Raw genomic sequence first — 17,023 nt, forward strand, 5'->3', positions numbered from 1 at the left:
GCCAAAAATTAGGCGTTAGTCTACCATAATGATAGGGTAATACGAATATTGCTTTATAATCGATTAACAAAAACTTGATTTAAAATAATGAATACACCAACGCAAATAACATTATCTAACTCATTGGTTATCAATCAATCTGCTCACAGCCAGACCAATGAGTTACCACAGTTACCTAGTGAGGTACTTGCGGCTAAAAACATCCAATTTTCGAAAGACTCGATTACGCTTGATGTATTTATTGATAAGCATTGGCAAACATTAAGGCTTGGCACTACAAGCGCACCACAAAACCTGCAAAAAATAGTCAGTGCTAACATACAGATCAGCCCTGATGGTAAGCAGCTCAACATCTCGCCAAACAGTACAACCCTTACTTTAAATCAGCCAGTACAATTGCAGCGCTTGTTAAATTATGTAAGCACGGGCACTGAGGTACAAAGCCAACCAATGGATGTACAAGTTGCTGTATCCCCGTCTCCCAAGTTAGTTATTGATAAACTCAACGCAAGTATTGCCATAAATAAAGACGTAGCCCAGTTACTTACAACAGAACAGCCCTTAAAAGTAGTTGTTAGTACGACTAATAAAGGCGCGCAGATTAATATTATTAACCGCTTTGCTGATACGGTTCACTCGCAACCACTTAGCCAAACTAAACTTACTAATTTACTCGCGGCCTTGTTACCCAGTGCACAGCTTCAAGTAACACCAAAACTGGCTATTTTAACTCATCCTCAAAAGTCAGGTTCATTTACAACAACTATCACTAATCAACAACTTGCCGAACTACCGAATACACCTATTAAAGTAAATTTAGTCAACCAGGCAGATAAATTATTTATTAAAACCGATACAAACAATATAAAAGTAACGCTTAACAACTCATTCTCAAAACCATTTAACGAGTTACTTTTAGCGCAAAAAAGCAATGCACCTGAAGTAGCCGTTTCTGCGAGTAATATTAAAGTAAATCCATTATTGACCCTAAATAGTCCAATAAAATCGTGGCTACAAAATAGTTTTAGTGATTTAAAAACACGAATTAATGATGCGGTTAAATATTTTGAAAATAAACCTTTTGCTACAATAAGTAAATCTGAGTTAACGCAGCTATCAACTTCGCCCGCGCAACAAAAAACGTCTTTAGCTATACAACTGAGTGAATCACCGCTAAATAGAGTTAACATTACTCAAAGTGTGAGTACTGCGTTAAATAACAATACGAGCAATATTTTGCCAGAGCACTTTTCAAGGCTCCCGCCGATTGTACAATTAACGCAACTAGTAAAAGGAAGTGTTAGTGTTTGGCAAACACCTGCAAACACAGCAACAACCTACACGCCAATAACAAATAATACTACCTCAGGTGAAGTGGCGAGCGCTAAGCTAAGTGATTTAAAAGCAAGCCAATTAAAACCCCTTATTACTAGTGAAAACAGTAAACCGAACGCCTTGGTTAACCCTACCAATGAAGTAGTCACTAAGGGACTTACCACCTCCTCAGCACAGCTTGCAATAAACGATAATAATCAAAACAACACAAGCACAGTGAACACTAAAAGCATTACCTTGTTAACTGAGCCGTTATCTAATGCGCCCTCTCGTAGTCAAATGCTACAACCAATAGAAGCAAAACTATTAAGTACATTATTAAAGCTTCCTGATGCCACAACCCCTACAGATAGGCTGGCTTACAATAAACAACTTTTAAGCAGTCAAATTACTGATATTACAGATAAGGCAACAAAAGACACCCCTGATTTAACTCGCTTAATTAATCAAGCATTTAACCGTATGGTTTCAAGTAATAACATAAACCCTGCAACCATACAGCGTGAGATACTTGCTACTTTACAGCCCACTCAACTAGCGGGTGATATGCTGCAAAGTAGTTTCACTAAAGGGCTTGAACAGGTGGCTGTGAGTATTTTAGCTGCGCCTCTCATTAGCCAATCAGCAACGCCTATCAGTTTTAATAATCAAACTGGCTTAGATGCTCTCTTACAAGTACTTATACCTACTTTTAAAATGGGTAACACGGGAGCAAAAATGCTTGAACAGCTTCAACAAGCTCAAGTACAAGCTTTGGCCAGCGAAATCGTACACGTTAAAAACACACTTACCCAAGTAAGTGTCTCAACACCAAATCAACAGCCAGACACAAACCCGCTTGCACAATTTTTATTACCGATGAGATTACCTCCAGAAGCAGCCCAAACAGAAATAACACTTGGACAGTATAAAAAGCCAAGCGCCGGTAAATTAGAAGATAAAAATGTATGGTTTGTCAGATTAAACTTTGATTATGCCCAACTTGGGCAGCTACAAATTACTGCTGAGTTAATGGATAAAGCACTCGATTGCCAGCTATTAGCCTCGAGCCAAGAAGTAAGTGCAATTGCTCACCCTCACTTAGATAATTTAAGATCAAAACTAGCTAAACATGGCTTACAAGTTGGCGAGCTCAACTTAAAGAGAGACGATGCCAACAGTCAGGCATTCTATAAATCTCACGCAATTATTAATATTAAGGTTTAGCTATGAATGAAACACCGATTAATAAATCAGCCATTGGGCTTTTGTACGAAGCTGGTAACACACCGACTGTAAGTGTTAAGGGATTTGGTGAATTAGCTGATGAAATAATAGCAGCGGCTAAACTAAAAGGAATTATGATCCACGAAGATGCAGCACTTGCTAAAACGTTGTCGCATTTAGAGTTAGGAGAAGAAATTCCTAAAGAGCTTTATTATGTTATTGCAGAGCTTATTGCGTTTTCGTATGTATTAAGAGGTCAATTTCCGCCAGGTTGGCAGGATTTTCAAGGTAAGTTAAATATTAAGGCTTGAGCCAATTTATCCGCACATAAAAAAAGGCGCTAAGCACCTTTTTGTTTATGTAATGAAAATAGTAATTCGGCTTCTGCTCGTGGTAGTTCGCACTCGCGTATTACTTCATCAAGGTCTGCACCTAACTCAACCATTTTTACAGCACGAGAGTAAATTTTAGCATCAGGGTCATCGTATTTTTGCGCCGCTTGCTGTTGCATTAAATCTTGGTTTTGTTGTTCGACTTCAAGCACTCGCTTACCAATACTTAAGAGCCCGGTTCTAATCTCCGAAATTTCACTGCGCAAAATATGAGTCTGCTCAGAGCTATCTTTAAGCTGCTGCGATACAGCATTAATTTCATTCGCGTGTTTATTTTTTAATGCAATAATTAACGCCAGCGATATAAGTCCTACCGCTAACGCTGATATAGCTATACTAAGTAACACCATAATTTATTTGGTAAAGCTTATATATCGCTTAACTCATCCCATTCGTCATCACTGAGTAACTTATTTAAATCAACCAAAATCAGTAATTCATTATCGCGGTTACAAACACCTTGAATAAACTTAGCGCTTTCTTCAGTACCAACATTTGGCGCACTGTCGATTTCAGAGCTGCGCAAGTAAACCACTTCCGATACGCTGTCGGCTAAAATACCAATAACTTGCTCTTCTGCTTCAATAATTAAGATGCGAGAGTTGTCAGTTGCATCAGCAGCTAGCAAACCAAAACGTGCGCGAGTATCAATAACGGTAACAACGTTGCCGCGTAAGTTAATAATACCAATCACATATGAAGGTGCACCTGGTACAGGAGCTATCTCTGTATAACGAAGTATTTCTTGTACTTGCATTACATTTACGCCGTAGGTTTCTTCCTCTAGCTTAAACGTAACCCACTGTAAAATTTCATCGTTATTATCTGCGTTTTTATTTGCTGACAGTAATTTATCTTGATTCATGCTATTACCCCGTAATGGTCATTACTACTGACGGCTATCTAAGCCTTTCTCTAATAATATATTTAAATTATCTACGTCTATCAAAGCACACATTTTTTCTTTTATAACGCCAGCAAGCCATGGGCGCTTGCTTTTATTTGTACGCCATTTTACATCTTCTTTACTCAATGTAATGTTATTTATCAACTTTTCAGCTAATAAACCCCACTGGCTATCACCTAGTGTAATCAAATATTGATAATCTAAAGATGCCTCTAATTTATCATCATATTTTTCTGGCATAACCCAACGCGCAGTATCAACAACATTGAGCTTTTCTTCTCTGTTGAGCATAACGCCTTTAAACCATTTCGGCTTACCAAACAAATGATTTACTTCACCTAATTGATGTATTCCACCAAGTGCTTTTAATGGCACAGCCAAGGTCAAGCCAGCAACTTCAAAAAACAGTGCCTGAAATTCACCATCAAAATAGTCTGATTGGCTAGTAGTTACAATCTCCAGCTCTGGCTTTTCTATAGTAGTAATTGCAGGTGCTATTACTTCCTCGTCAACCACTTCATTAACTTTTTCAGTTCCAAACGCTGGCTCAGCTATTGGCTCAATTTCAACATTGAGCAAGTCATTATCAAATGTACTCTCTGCTGCTTTTAATTGTTCTTTAGGTTTTGAATGAATAAGCTGTTGTGAATCATCTGGGATTTGCTCAAGTAATTTTGCAACTGGCTCAAGGTTATCTACAGGCTCATCTTCACATAACAAAGCCCCAAGGTATTGTTTCATTACTTTTTCATTAGCAAACAATTGCTTACTCATTCATTAACCTTGTTCAATTAAATATTCTAGCAGTGCTTTATATGCGTATACACCGCGCGAGCGAGGACAATACTCTACAGGTACTTTTTGTGCAAAGCTTGCATCTCTAAATTTGGTATCCACCGGTATCACACCTGGCCAAACTTTATCACCATATGTACTTTGCAATGTTTTGTATGCTTCTAACGATGCTTTAGTACGTTTGTCGTACATGGTAGGAATTATAGTATATTGATAATCTTTTGCTTGAGAGGATTGCATCAAATCCATAGTACGCATCATTCTATCAAGCCCTTTGAGTGCTAAAAACTCCGTTTGCACTGGCACTAAAATTCGCTCACTTGCTGCAAGCGCATTGACCATTAACACCCCTAAAACTGGAGGGCAATCTAAAATGGCATAATCATAATGTTCGCTAATTTTTGCAAGCGCTTTTTTTAGTATTAACCCCATCCCTGTTTTATTACCCATACTTCGGTCAAGCGTAGCTATTGCCATAGTCGCAGGTAAAATATCCAGGTTTTGAAGTGTTGATGGACACAAAGCTTGGAGTATCTCTTCACTTTGCATACTTGTACCTCGGGCAAAAATATCGTACACACTGACTTCTAAATCCTCTGAATCAATGCCAAAGTAATAAGTGAGTGACGCATGAGGGTCTGTATCTATAAGCAACACACGTTTACCTTGTAATGCCAAAATACCGGCAAGGCTCACTGCGGTTGTTGTTTTACCAACCCCTCCTTTTTGATTAGCGACAGTCCAAATCTTCACATTACATCCTAATTACTGTTCATTGCGCGTTGTTATGCGAATACCACCATGAGGCAAACGAATTATTTTTATTGTATCGTCATCTGAAGGAAGTTCAATTTCAGGTTCAATCACTGCAGGCTCATCAGCTTGCCCGTCACTTTTAACCTCTTGTTTTGGCGGTAATCCATACTTAGAAAGTGCGATAACAACTTTACGATTTTCTGCGCGCCCTTGCTCTGTATCGTTACTTGCAAAAGGTGAATATTGGCCATAACCTTCTATCGCCATTCTAGCTGAATTAATGCCTAATGCTTCCAGCTCTACTAATATTGACGTGGCTCTAGATACCGACAGTTCCCAATTTGAGCGAAATATTTCATTGCGAATACTTTCATCATCAGTATAACCTCGTACTCTTACATAGTTATCTACTGGTGCAATAATATCTTTAACAATCTTGACGACCTGTTTTGCTCGAGAGTGTGCAACTGAACTACCACTTGAAAATAACATACCTGAGCTTAGCTCTATAATCAGCCAATCTTGGTTAAGCTCTAAACTGGCTTCTCCATCACGGATTTCATCAATAAGCGCTGACTGTAATTTAATTAATAAACTATCAAGAGGTTTGCCTAAATACTTTTGCTGGATGTTGCTTGTATCACTTTGGCCGTCGAGTAGCTCAGGACCTTGCTCTTCTTTTAATATACTTTCGCCATAAAGGACTTCTTGTTCAGGTGTCACTCTATCTGTCAATATTCCATTACCGTTGACACCTTCACCTTGCTGGGAGTATTGGCGAGCTGACTTATCAAAAACGTGTTCAAGGGAATCTGACAATATTTGGAATTGTTCTTCTTTATTAATCGCTATCGCATACAGAACCACAAAAAAAGCAAACATAATAGTCATGTAATCGGCATACGATACAAGCCAACGTTCGGTATGTTGACTTTTAGCAGCAGAGTGACGAAGTCGTCGGCGTAACATGTTATTCGTCCACTAAATTAGGGCGCTCTACACGATAGGCTTCAAGCTTTAATTCTATATTTACTGGGCTTTCACCTATGCTTATTGCAATAACGCCTTCAGCAAGCATTTCATGGTAAAGCATTTTTTGCTCTACACGCTGTTTTAACTTATTTGCCATAGGTAAAAACAATAAATTAGCTAAACCAACACCATAAATGGTCGCAATAAATGCCGTTGCAACGCCGGCGCCAAGCATTTGTGGATCGGTAATAAACGACATTGCCTGTATTAAGCCAAGCACCGCACCTAAAATACCAATGGTAGGGCTGTAACCCCCCATTGCTTCATAAACACGCGCGGCTTCAAGCAAACGATCGCGCTCTAGCAGTAAATCAATTTCAAGCGTGTCACGTAGTTTTTGCTCTGAGCAGCCATCGACAAGTAAGCTTAAACCTTTTGCTGCATACGCATCTGGGTGAGCTAAGGCTTCATTCTCAAGCGCTAAGTAACCTTCTTGACGTGCCTTATGAGACCATCGTTTAACTTGCTCTATTGCGTCTTCAATATCGTATTGTGGTGCAACAAAAACCCACGAGCTCATATTTAGCATCTTTTTGAATGTGCTAGCAGAGGTTTGCAACATAACAGCGCCAAGCGTGCCACCTAGTACAATAATAAGCGCAGGGCCATTAAATAAAGCTGAAACAACACCGCCTTCTAAAGAATAACCTAGACCTATTGCACTAAGTGCTACCAATAGTCCAAATATTGAGAGTTTATCCACAACCTACCTCTCTCATTATACGCGCTGCAACATCGCTCAATGCTAAGCTTTCACTTGAAAGCCCTGCATTAGCAATTGCTTGGGGCATTCCATAAACGACACAGCTTTTCTCATCCTGTGCCCAAATAGTTGCCCCCGTTTGTTTTAACATTCTTGCACCATCACGACCATCAGCGCCCATACCTGTTAAAACAATAGCAAGCACATCGCCTTGATACGTTTTAGCTGCACTAGCAAACGTTACATCTACGCTTGGTTTATAACTTATTCTCTCGCTATGATCTTCAAATACGCGCAGCGTTCTATTAGCTCCACGCCCCTCTACCATCATCTGCTGCCCGCCAGGCGCTAAATAAGCAGTTCCTGGTTGTAAGCGATCGCCCTGTTGTGCTTCTTTCACTTTTATTTGGCACAAACCATTTAAGCGCGCTGCAAACGCGGGTGTAAATGCAGCTGGCATGTGCTGAATAAGTAAAATAGGGTGAGGAAAATTAGCAGGCAATTGAGACAATATAGTTTGCAAAGCAACAGGACCACCTGTAGAAGTACCAATAGCTAAAAGTTGATATTGTTTTCCACTTGCTCGCATTGAGGCAACATTTGAACTTGTCGATGCAGCAGGCGCAGCTCTTTGAAAGCTTCTATCAGGCTGCTTGATTTGAGTTGTTGATGTGCTTGCTCTTTGCGAAAGTGAACTTGTTGGTTTAGTTGAAATGGATGGTTTAACTGGTGTTGCCGCTCTAAATGTTCGCGGTAAACGTCTTCGCCCTATATCTTTTACTTTACTTTGCAAAAGCTTAATTGCATCTTCATTATTGCGTGCAATATCTTCAAATTTTTTCGGTAAAAAATCCATTGCGCCAGCATCTAACGCATCAAACGTTGCTGTTGCACCATCACGTGTAAGTGATGAAAACATTAAGATAGGAGTTGGGTTACTCGCCATTATCTCTTTAACTGCGCTAATACCATCAAGCACAGGCATTTCGACATCCATGGTGATCATGTCAGGACGCAATTGAGCTGCTTTCTCAACAGCCTCTCTGCCATTAACAGCAAAGCCTATAACTTGTATATCGCTATCTTGCTCAAGGATTTCGCTTACTCTACGGCGAAAAAAGCTTGAATCATCAACAACTAAAACTTTAACGGCCATTTAGCTCTCTTATTAAATTTATGCGTAGGTATATATTAAATATATACCTACTTTATTATTAGCCTGCGTAATGTTTTAACATGTTTGGAACGTCTAAAATCAGTGCAATGCCACCATCCGAAGTTATTGTAGCCCCTGCCATACCTGGCGTTCCTTGAAGTAACGCATCAAGCGGCTTAATCACTACTTCTTCTTGGCCAATTAATGAATCAACAACAAAACCAATTTGTTGCGTACCAATTTGTACAATAACGACGTGACCTTTAGATTTTCGCTGAGAACGATCTGAGCCTTTTACTAACCAATGCTCAAGGTAAAATAACGGTATCGCCTTTTTACGCACAATAATTGTTAATTGCCCATCAACTACATTCGTCTTCGTTAAATCTAAATTGAATATCTCACTAACACCAGCCAGTGGTAACGCAAATGTTTGTGCGCCAACAACGACCATTAATGTCGGTAATATAGCCAAGGTAAGTGGTACTTTTATTTCTAAAATAGTACCAACACCAAGTTCAGACTGAATGCTTACTGAGCCATTAAGTTGCGTGATCTTAGTTTTAACTACGTCCATTCCTACACCACGGCCTGAAATATCAGATATTTCTTCTTTTGTAGAAAAGCCAGGTGCAAAAATCAGGTTATATGCTTCGGTGTCAGAAAGTCGACTCGCTTGGTCATGATCGAGTACGCCTTTACTAATTGCAATTTTTTTCAGTTTTTCAGCATCCATACCTGCACCATCATCTTTGATGGTTAGCAAAATATGGTCGCCCTCTTGAGACGCTGATAAAGTAACATTACCTGTTCTAGGCTTACCAGCTGCTTCACGAACAGCGGGCATTTCAATACCATGGTCAACTGAGTTTCTAACTAAATGCACAAGCGGGTCGGCAAGTGCTTCAACTAAGTTTTTATCTAGATCGGTTTCTTCACCAATAAGCTTTAAATCAATATCTTTATTTAAGCTACGTGCTAAGTCGCGTACAACGCGAGGGAAGCGACCAAATACTTTCTTAATTGGTTGCATTCGCGTTTGCATAACCGCGCCTTGAATATCCGCAGTCACCACATCTAAGTTAGAGATTGCTTTACCCATCGCTTCACTGTCTGAGTTAGTCGCTAAACTAACCAAACGATTTCGTACAAGAACTAACTCACCAACCATATTCATAATTTGATCGAGTCGTTTTGTATCTACGCGAACAGTGGTCTCTGCTGCTGGTGGCGCTGATTTTTTTGGAGCTGCTGGTGGTACTTTAGCTACTGGCTTCTCTGGCGCTTTTTCAACTGGTTTTGGAGTAGGAGCTTTAGCTGGCTCAGCTTTTTTTACTGGTTCACTCACTTGTTTAGCTGGCGGTGAAACAGGTTCAGGTTGTTTTGCAGCTGGCGCACTTTCTATCGATTTAGGAGCAGTGCCTTTACCATGAAGTTCATCAAGAAGCGCTTCAAATTCGTCATCACTAATTTCATCATCTGATGAATTAACTGTATTTACAGCTGGTATAGCAGATTCTACAGGTGTTTTATTGGCATCATTTTGTTCAGGTTTGCTCGTAACTTCACCAAAACTGCCAACACCATGTAACTCGTCTAATAAGCTGTCAAATTCATCATCAGTAATATCACCACTAAAATCACTACTACTTGCTACTGGTTTTTCAACTGCAGGACCTTGTCCTTTACCGTGCAGCTCATCAAGTAAGCTTTCAAATTCGTCTTCAGTGATTTCATCTATTTCAGCATCGCTAACCGAAGGCGCTCCGCTAAATAGTTCATCAAATGCAAACGGATCTTCATCATCAGCTACCGGTGTATCCACCACTTCATTATGAGGTTGTTCAACCTCTGTTTGTGAAGAGGCTTCAGTGGCTTCGGCTTCTGTTGGAGGTAGACCTAAGATATGAAGAGTATGAAGTAATTCAGGATCTGCAGGTTCAGGCTTGTCTCTGTTTTGGATAGTCGCAAACATCTCATTAATGGTGTCTAGTGCTTGTAAAATAACATCCATTAACTCTGAGTTGACTGTTCGCACGCCTTGACGTAGTAAATCAAATACGTTTTCAGCACCGTGACAAGCATCAACAAGCTCTGTCATAGCTAAAAAGCCTGCACCACCTTTTACAGTGTGAAAACCTCTAAATATAGCGTTTAGTAACTCGGTATCTTCTGGATTATTTTCCAGCTCAACTAACTGTTCAGATAAAAGCTCTAGGATTTCTCCAGCCTCTACAAGAAAGTCTTGTAAAATATCTTCATCGACTTCAAACATGCAGTTACTCTCCTCTTAGAAGCCCAAACTTGATAAAAGATCATCAACTTCATCTTGATCAGATACAACATCATTACGCGATTCTTTATCAATAATAGGGCCTTCAGGACCTGCTAAAGTTTGTGTGGCAACTGGTTCTTTTATTTTTTGTTGTTCTACTTTATTCGCGGTGCTGTTACTGTCGTCTTGTTCAGCAAACGCAGTTAAAAGATGCAGTAAACTTTCTTCTACTTCCCTAACAAGTTCAATAACACGGCGAATAACTTGACCTGTTAAGTCTTGATAGTCTTGAGCCATTAATACATTTGTCATTAAGTTTTGAAGCTCATCAGTCTTATGATGAGAGTTGTTCATAAACTTATCGATGCTATGGCAAAGTTGCTTAAACTCACCAAGCTCAATCTCGCGGCTCATTAAACGATCCCATGTCGGTTTGATATGAGATATTTCGTCCGCTAACTGTTGAGCTATAGGTAAACTGGCCTCCACTGCATCCATTGTTTTATTAGCCGCATTTTCTGTCATTTCTATAACATAATTAAGCCGCTTTTTAGCATCTGGAATCGCATCTGTCGTTATATCAGTTAAGCGAGTATCAAGCTCAAAACTTTTAAGGGCTTCGTGCAGTTGACGAGTCAACTTTCCAACTTCAGCAAATAATTCAGACTGCTCTTTAGATGCAGCCTCTAAAATCAACTGATTTGCTTTGTCTTGCTCATCATTTTCTAAAAAAACAACGAGCTGACGAGCTTGTTCTAACGTTATTTGAGGCGCAGCTGGTGCTGGCATAAGCCTCTCCCCCATCATTAGCCTAAGCGTTCAAATACTTTTTCTAATTTAGTTTTTAATGTTCCAGCCGTAAATGGCTTAACAATATAACCATTTACGCCAGCTTGCGCCGCAGCTATTATTTGTTCTTTTTTAGCTTCTGCCGTTACCATTAATACAGGGATATGTTTTAACTTCTCGTCTGCACGTATTGCTCTTAAAAGATCAATACCCTGCATTCCAGGCATATTCCAATCCGTAACTACAAAATCAAACACTTGATTTTGCAACATAGGCAAAGCTGTAGACCCATCATCAGCTTCTTGAACGTTAGTGAAACCTAAGTCACGTAACAGGTTTTTTATAATGCGTCTCATCGTTGAAAAATCATCAACTACAAGAATTTTCATGTTTTTATCCAAAACATCCCCCAGTGAGGTATTAACCTTTGTTTACTTACTACTAATTTATCCAGTCATTGATTTTAGCTTTAAGCTTAATCATCGCCTGACCATGTATCTGACTTACACGCGATTCACTTACATCGAGTATATGTCCTATTTCTTTTAAATTCATTTCATCGTTGTAGTACAAAGAAAGCACCATTGCATCACGCTCTGGTAATGACTTAATTGCACTTAGCAAAGACTCATTAAACCTATCATTTTTAACATTATTAAAAGGTTTATCTTGTGCTAAATCTTGGCCTACAGGAGTAATAACATCCTCATCTACACCAAGGTCTTCAATGCCTAATATTTTACTCGTATTCGCATCATTTAAAATATGATGGTACTCATTGAGCGAAATTTCAAGTTTTTCAGCAACTTCTATGTCCGTTGGTTCGCGGTTCAGACTACTTTCGAGCTCAGTAATTGCTTCTGCAACTTGCCTGTTTTTACGGTGAACTGAACGAGGAGCCCAATCACCACGGCGCATTTCATCAAGCATAGCACCGCGAATACGAATACCTGCAAAAGTTTCAAAGCTTGCGCCTTTTGTTGCATCAAAGTTTTTCGAAGCTTCTATTAAGCCTATCATTCCTGATTGTATTAAATCATCAAGTTGAACGCTAGGTGGTAATCGAGCAATTAGATGACATGCCACTTTTTTAACAAGTGATGCATGCTTCTCAACAATCACATTTAAATTTTGTGTTGATTGATATCCCATAGCTCTATTCACCAGTGTTGTCATAATTAACCGTTTACTAGTTTCTCAATGAAAAACTCTAAATGCCCAGATGGTTGGTTGGGTATTGGCCATTTAACTGCTTTTGTTGCCAGCGTTTTAAACGCAAGAGCGGCTGGCGAATTTGGAAAGAGCTCTACTATTACTTTTTGACGACGTGTTGCTTTGCGCATATTTTCATCATAAGGAACCGTTGCTACTAGCTCCATTGATACATCTAAAAAGCGGTCGGTAACTTTAGATAGCTTTGCAAACAATTCAGTGCCTTCACGCATACTGCGCACCATATTGGCAACAATTTTAAATTTATAAACGCCGTGCTCACGACTTAATACTTTAATAAGTGCGTAAGCGTCGGTGATTGATGTCGGCTCATCGCATACAACAACCATTACATCTTGCGCTGCACGCGAGAAGCTCAGTACCATGTCTGAAATACCAGCAGCTGTATCTACAATTAAAATATCAAATTCGGTATTCAATTCGCTAAACGCACGAATTAGCCCAGCATGCTCAGATGGTGATAATTCAACCATACTTTGCGAACCCGATGTAGCGGGTACAATTTTAATTCCTGCAGGGCCTTCAACTAAAATTTCATCAAGCTCACATTCACCAGACAAGACATGTGACAAGTTACGCTCTACACGTAAACCAAGCATCACATCACAGTTTGCTAAACCCAAGTCAGCATCTAGCACTAATACTCGATTACCTTGCTGCCCAAGTGCAATAGCTGTATTTAGAGAAACATTTGTTTTCCCTACTCCACCTTTACCACCGGTTACAGCGATAACTTTTACGCCGTTGTTATTGTTTTGACTCATTTTGCGCAGGCCGCTTGCTTGATCTAATACTGTGTTAATCATACATCCCTACTGTGCTTGGCGCCACTGCTTGGTGCCTTGAATGTTGTTCTTTTGTTCTTTTTAAATATAATTGCTCAGCCTTTTTAACTAGTTTCTCAGCATTTGCAACACGAATATCCTCTGGTACTCGTTGACCATTAGTAAGATACCCTATTGGAAGGCGATTTTGAATCGCAATACTAATAATCTCACCCAAACTTAATGATTCGTCTAACTTAGTGAAAATACAGCCACTTAACTGTACTTTTTTAAAGTGACGTACAGTTTCTTGCAATACATTAATTTGTGCTGTCGCGCTAAGTACTAAGTAGCTGCGAATATCTACACGTTGGTTACGCATTAACGTGTTTAATTGCTCAGTTAAACGTAAATCTCGCTGGCTCATACCTGCTGTGTCAATTAATACTAGACGTTTATTTCGTAAATGATATAAAACTTCAGCTAATTCATTAGCATCTTTAACTTGCTTAACACCACAACCAATAATACGACCATATGTTGCAAGTTGTTCATAAGCACCAATTCTGTATGTATCAGTGGTTATTAACGCCACTTTATCGGCACCATATTTTTGTGCGCCTAGAGCTGCAAGCTTAGCAACAGTCGTTGTTTTACCCACACCTGTTGGACCCACTAACGCATATACACCACCTTGGCGAAGTATTTCATTATTGGTTGTTTGCATTTGATCTTCGACCATAGTTAACAATGCTTTCCAACCTTGCTTACGAGACACATCATCAGGTACAAAACATGCCATTTGCTGTGCTACTTCTTTATCGATACCCATACCGACTAAACGGTCAACCATACAAGCGCGTGTTGGATCGCGACGCGCCATATCTTGCTGCATCAAGCCTGATACTTGGTGCTCAAGTAATTGACGAATTGCGTTCATTTCTTCACGCATTGTTGTCATTTCTTCGCTTTCATTATTAGGTGCTTGTTGGCGAGTGGTTACGGGGCTATCTAAATCATCAAAGTCGCGGTCTAAATCATCAAAACCTAAGCTATCCGCTTGAGTTTGTGGACGAACTGGCGCAGCAGCTTCAGGAGCAAACATATTTTTAGTACGCTGCCCCATATCTGGTTCTTGATAGTTATCAGTAGTATCAATACCCGATTGTGAAAACATTGATGCAAGCTCAGGAGAACGAGGACGCGGTGATTGACGCTCTAATAATGCTTGTAGGCTGTCAGCAACTTTTGCTTGAGGCTCAGGCTTGGCACGCTGTGGCTCTGGTTTTACAAAATTATGCATGCTTTGTTGTGGCGCCTGAGTACGCGGCTCTGCAGGGCGTTGTGGTTGCGCTGCTACTTTAGGGGCTGCTTTGTCATAATCAACTGCCGCTACAATTTCTACACCGTTAGCCAGTTTTTTATTTGACATAATAACCGCATCAACACCTAACTCATCTTTAACTTCTTTAAGTGCTGTGCGCATATCTTTAGCAAAAAAACGTTTAATTTTCATGATTCAACCCCTGTTAAAATCTTATTGTTGGCCTACCGAGCTTACAATTTTTATCTGTCTTTCGTCTGGTACCTCTTGATAAGACATCACTCTCAATCCTGGAATGGTGTACTTAACAAAACGAGATAACACAGTGCGTAACATTCCTGACGTTAGCAATATAGAAGGTTCACCGGCCATTTCTTGATTTTGATGAGCTTGTGTCAATGACACTTGAAGTCGCTCTGCAAGTCCTGGCTCAATACCGGCACCTTCATCGCCTGCATTTTGTAATGACTGATGCAACATCTGTTCCAACTCAGGTGCCAAGGTTATGACAGGGATTTCTGATGACATACCAACCGCATCTTGAACAATTAATCTACGCAGAGAAATACGCACTGCAGCCGTTAATACATCAGGGTCTTGGCTACGCGGGCCATACTCAACTAGGGTTTGAACAATTGAGCGCATATCGCGAATAGCAACGCCTTCATTCAATAAATTTTGCAGTACTTTTACAATTGCAGTTAATGGCAATACATCAGGTACTAGTCCTTCAACTAAGCGAGGGTGGCTTTTAGCAAGCATATCAAGCAGGTTCTGAACTTCTTCGTGCCCTAGTAGTAACGCCGCACTGTTAGTTAATAACTGGCTGATGTGAGTGGCAACTACCGTGGCTGAATCTACAACGGTGTAACCTAGTGATTGAGCTTCATCTTTTTGATCTGGTTTGATCCATACTGCATCAAGGCCAAACGCAGGGTCTTTAGTTTCAACGCCTTTAATTGGGCCAAATACTTGCCCTGGATTAATCGCCAGCTCGTCGCCATGTTTAAGTTCGCTTTCACCTGTTGAAACACCCATTAGCGTTATTCTGTAAGCATTAGGGTCAAGCTCTAAATTGTCGCGAATGTGCACAGGTGGTACTAAAAAGCCAAGCTCTTGAGAAAGCTTTTTACGTACACCTTTAATACGATTAAGTAGCTCACCACCTTGAGATTGATCTACCAACGGAATTAATCTATAACCGACTTCTAAGCCAATTACATCAACCTGCTGAACGTCATCCCAGCCTAGTTCTTTTTGTTCTTGTTTATTAGCAACACCCGTTGCAACGCTTCCGCCATTAGCGGCCTCTTCAGCTTCTGCCGCAGCAGCTTTTAATTTACTTTGCTGTGTGTAGTAAGCTAAGTAACCCAGTAACGCACCTAAACTTAAAAAAGCAATATGCGGCATACCAGGCACTAAGCCCATGATGATCAAAATACCAGATGCAATAAAGAGTGACTTTTCGTTGCCTAGTTGCTTCTTAAATTGGTCACCCATATTGAGCGACTCATTTTGGCGTGTTACAACAATCGCGGTACCAATTGAAAGCAGTAAAGAAGGGAGTTGAGCAACTAAGCCATCGCCAATAGTAAGTAATGTATATACTTCCATTGCATTGCCAAAACTCAAATTGTGCTGGATCATACCGACAAATAAACCACCAACAATATTGATGATTAGTATAACAATACCTGCAATCGCATCACCTTTTACAAATTTACTCGCACCATCCATTGAGCCGTAAAAATCAGCTTCGCGAGTTACTTCCTCGCGGCGGTCACGCGCTTGTTCTGCGCTGATAAAGCCTGCGTTCAAATCGGCGTCAATTGCCATTTGTTTACCCGGCATTGCATCAAGGGTGAAACGCGCAGATACCTCAGAAATACGACCAGCACCTTTAGTAATTACTACAAAGTTAATAATGATCAGGATTAAAAACACAACCAAACCAACAGCGTAGTTACCACCAATAACAACTGAGCCAAACGCTTCAATTACTTTACCGGCAGAGTCACCACCATTATGGCCTTCAAGTAACACAACTCGAGTACTGGCAACGTTAAGTGCTAAGCGCATAATTGTAGCGATTAGTAATACAGAGGGAAAAATACCAAATTCAACTGGCTTCATCGTGTAAACAGTTACAAGTAAAACCACTAACGCGAGAGCAATATTAAACGAGAAAAGGATATCGAGTAAAAATGGCGGTAGTGGTAAAATCACCATTCCCAAGGCAGCAAGCACAAGCAAAGGTGTACCTACCCCTTTGGCATAGTCTTTTTTGTCTCTGTTAAGTTGTTGTAATACCGCTTTAAAACTCATAATTCTACAATTTCAAAAAATTGACACTACG

At 40.0% G+C, this 17,023-nt stretch carries 16 protein-coding genes; 2 read left to right on the top strand and 14 right to left on the bottom strand.

Annotated elements, in window-relative coordinates; all coding sequences use genetic code 11:
• Nucleotides 1-87: 87 nt before the first annotated feature.
• Both H5117_RS11300 and H5117_RS11305 read left to right on the top strand, forming a co-directional pair.
• The gene (locus H5117_RS11300) at nt 88-2,541 is read left to right on the top strand and encodes a flagellar hook-length control protein FliK (RefSeq protein ID WP_182737867.1); all 2,454 of its coding nucleotides are present in this window, start codon (nt 88-90) and stop codon (nt 2,539-2,541) included.
• 2 nt (nt 2,542-2,543) lie between these two features.
• Nucleotides 2,544-2,852, top strand: a complete 309-nt coding sequence (locus H5117_RS11305; RefSeq protein WP_182737869.1) for an EscU/YscU/HrcU family type III secretion system export apparatus switch protein — start codon at nt 2,544-2,546, stop codon at nt 2,850-2,852.
• A 29-nt stretch (nt 2,853-2,881) separates the two neighbouring features.
• Here the strand turns inward: H5117_RS11305 and H5117_RS11310 are convergent, their stop codons facing one another.
• The 14 genes from H5117_RS11310 to flhA are packed head-to-tail and all read right to left on the bottom strand — an operon-like array spanning nt 2,882 to nt 16,992.
• Nucleotides 2,882-3,283, bottom strand: a complete 402-nt coding sequence (locus tag H5117_RS11310; protein ID WP_024595394.1) for a DUF2802 domain-containing protein — start codon at nt 3,281-3,283, stop codon at nt 2,882-2,884.
• A gap of 17 nt (nt 3,284-3,300) precedes the next feature.
• Nucleotides 3,301-3,798, bottom strand: coding sequence for a chemotaxis protein CheW (locus H5117_RS11315; protein ID WP_002959294.1), 498 nt, complete (start codon nt 3,796-3,798; stop codon nt 3,301-3,303).
• A gap of 24 nt (nt 3,799-3,822) precedes the next feature.
• Nucleotides 3,823-4,614, bottom strand: a complete 792-nt coding sequence (locus tag H5117_RS11320; RefSeq protein WP_182737872.1) for a chemotaxis protein CheW — start codon at nt 4,612-4,614, stop codon at nt 3,823-3,825.
• A gap of 3 nt (nt 4,615-4,617) precedes the next feature.
• Entirely contained in the window at nt 4,618-5,388 is a 771-nt protein-coding gene (locus H5117_RS11325) for a ParA family protein (protein WP_002959298.1), read from the bottom strand.
• Between the two features lie 12 nt (nt 5,389-5,400).
• Entirely contained in the window at nt 5,401-6,360 is a 960-nt protein-coding gene (locus H5117_RS11330; protein WP_182737875.1) for a flagellar motor protein MotB, read from the bottom strand.
• Between the two features lies 1 nt (nt 6,361).
• Complete coding sequence (locus H5117_RS11335; RefSeq protein ID WP_024606204.1) at nt 6,362-7,126, bottom strand: flagellar motor protein; 765 nt, start codon at nt 7,124-7,126, stop codon at nt 6,362-6,364.
• Nucleotides 7,119-8,282 carry a chemotaxis response regulator protein-glutamate methylesterase gene (locus tag H5117_RS11340; protein WP_182737877.1) on the bottom strand — a complete coding sequence of 388 codons (1,164 nt, stop codon included), beginning with the start codon at nt 8,280-8,282 and terminating at the stop codon, nt 7,119-7,121. The genes H5117_RS11335 and H5117_RS11340 overlap by 8 nt, the downstream gene beginning before the upstream one ends.
• Nucleotides 8,283-8,340: 58 nt before the next feature.
• On the bottom strand, nt 8,341-10,557 hold the full coding sequence (locus H5117_RS11345) for a chemotaxis protein CheA (protein WP_024595389.1): 2,217 nt from the start codon (nt 10,555-10,557) through the stop codon (nt 8,341-8,343).
• 15 nt (nt 10,558-10,572) lie between these two features.
• Nucleotides 10,573-11,346, bottom strand: a complete 774-nt coding sequence (locus tag H5117_RS11350) for a protein phosphatase CheZ (RefSeq protein WP_165742705.1) — start codon at nt 11,344-11,346, stop codon at nt 10,573-10,575.
• Nucleotides 11,347-11,363: 17 nt separating this feature from the next.
• Nucleotides 11,364-11,747, bottom strand: coding sequence for a chemotaxis response regulator CheY (gene cheY, locus H5117_RS11355; protein WP_004588308.1), 384 nt, complete (start codon nt 11,745-11,747; stop codon nt 11,364-11,366).
• A 40-nt stretch (nt 11,748-11,787) separates the two neighbouring features.
• Nucleotides 11,788-12,498 (bottom strand): RNA polymerase sigma factor FliA, encoded by a 711-nt coding sequence (locus tag H5117_RS11360; RefSeq protein ID WP_002959310.1) that lies wholly within the window; start codon nt 12,496-12,498, stop codon nt 11,788-11,790.
• Between the two features lie 26 nt (nt 12,499-12,524).
• Nucleotides 12,525-13,385, bottom strand: a complete 861-nt coding sequence (locus H5117_RS11365) for a MinD/ParA family protein (protein ID WP_002959312.1) — start codon at nt 13,383-13,385, stop codon at nt 12,525-12,527.
• Entirely contained in the window at nt 13,378-14,859 is a 1,482-nt protein-coding gene (flhF, locus tag H5117_RS11370; RefSeq protein WP_182692825.1) for a flagellar biosynthesis protein FlhF, read from the bottom strand. Before flhF ends, H5117_RS11365 begins: the two co-directional genes overlap by 8 nt.
• A 21-nt stretch (nt 14,860-14,880) precedes the next feature.
• Nucleotides 14,881-16,992 (bottom strand): flagellar biosynthesis protein FlhA, encoded by a 2,112-nt coding sequence (gene flhA, locus H5117_RS11375; RefSeq protein ID WP_039484610.1) that lies wholly within the window; start codon nt 16,990-16,992, stop codon nt 14,881-14,883.
• Between the last annotated feature and the right edge of the window lie 31 nt (nt 16,993-17,023).

The organism is Pseudoalteromonas sp. SG45-1, from assembly GCF_014164135.1.
Classification (GTDB): domain Bacteria; phylum Pseudomonadota; class Gammaproteobacteria; order Enterobacterales; family Alteromonadaceae; genus Pseudoalteromonas; species Pseudoalteromonas distincta.

Coding starts and splice junctions, on each gene's coding strand:
- H5117_RS11300 (WP_182737867.1), top strand. CDS start 88: ATGAATACACCAACGCAAATAACATTATCTAACTCATTGGTTATCAAT.
- H5117_RS11305 (WP_182737869.1), top strand. CDS start 2,544: ATGAATGAAACACCGATTAATAAATCAGCCATTGGGCTTTTGTACGAA.
- H5117_RS11310 (WP_024595394.1), bottom strand. CDS start 3,283: ATGGTGTTACTTAGTATAGCTATATCAGCGTTAGCGGTAGGACTTATA.
- H5117_RS11315 (WP_002959294.1), bottom strand. CDS start 3,798: ATGAATCAAGATAAATTACTGTCAGCAAATAAAAACGCAGATAATAAC.
- H5117_RS11320 (WP_182737872.1), bottom strand. CDS start 4,614: ATGAGTAAGCAATTGTTTGCTAATGAAAAAGTAATGAAACAATACCTT.
- H5117_RS11330 (WP_182737875.1), bottom strand. CDS start 6,360: ATGTTACGCCGACGACTTCGTCACTCTGCTGCTAAAAGTCAACATACC.
- H5117_RS11340 (WP_182737877.1), bottom strand. CDS start 8,282: ATGGCCGTTAAAGTTTTAGTTGTTGATGATTCAAGCTTTTTTCGCCGT.
- H5117_RS11345 (WP_024595389.1), bottom strand. CDS start 10,557: ATGTTTGAAGTCGATGAAGATATTTTACAAGACTTTCTTGTAGAGGCT.
- H5117_RS11350 (WP_165742705.1), bottom strand. CDS start 11,346: ATGCCAGCACCAGCTGCGCCTCAAATAACGTTAGAACAAGCTCGTCAG.
- H5117_RS11360 (WP_002959310.1), bottom strand. CDS start 12,498: ATGGGATATCAATCAACACAAAATTTAAATGTGATTGTTGAGAAGCAT.
- H5117_RS11365 (WP_002959312.1), bottom strand. CDS start 13,385: ATGATTAACACAGTATTAGATCAAGCAAGCGGCCTGCGCAAAATGAGT.
- flhF (WP_182692825.1), bottom strand. CDS start 14,859: ATGAAAATTAAACGTTTTTTTGCTAAAGATATGCGCACAGCACTTAAA.
- flhA (WP_039484610.1), bottom strand. CDS start 16,992: ATGAGTTTTAAAGCGGTATTACAACAACTTAACAGAGACAAAAAAGAC.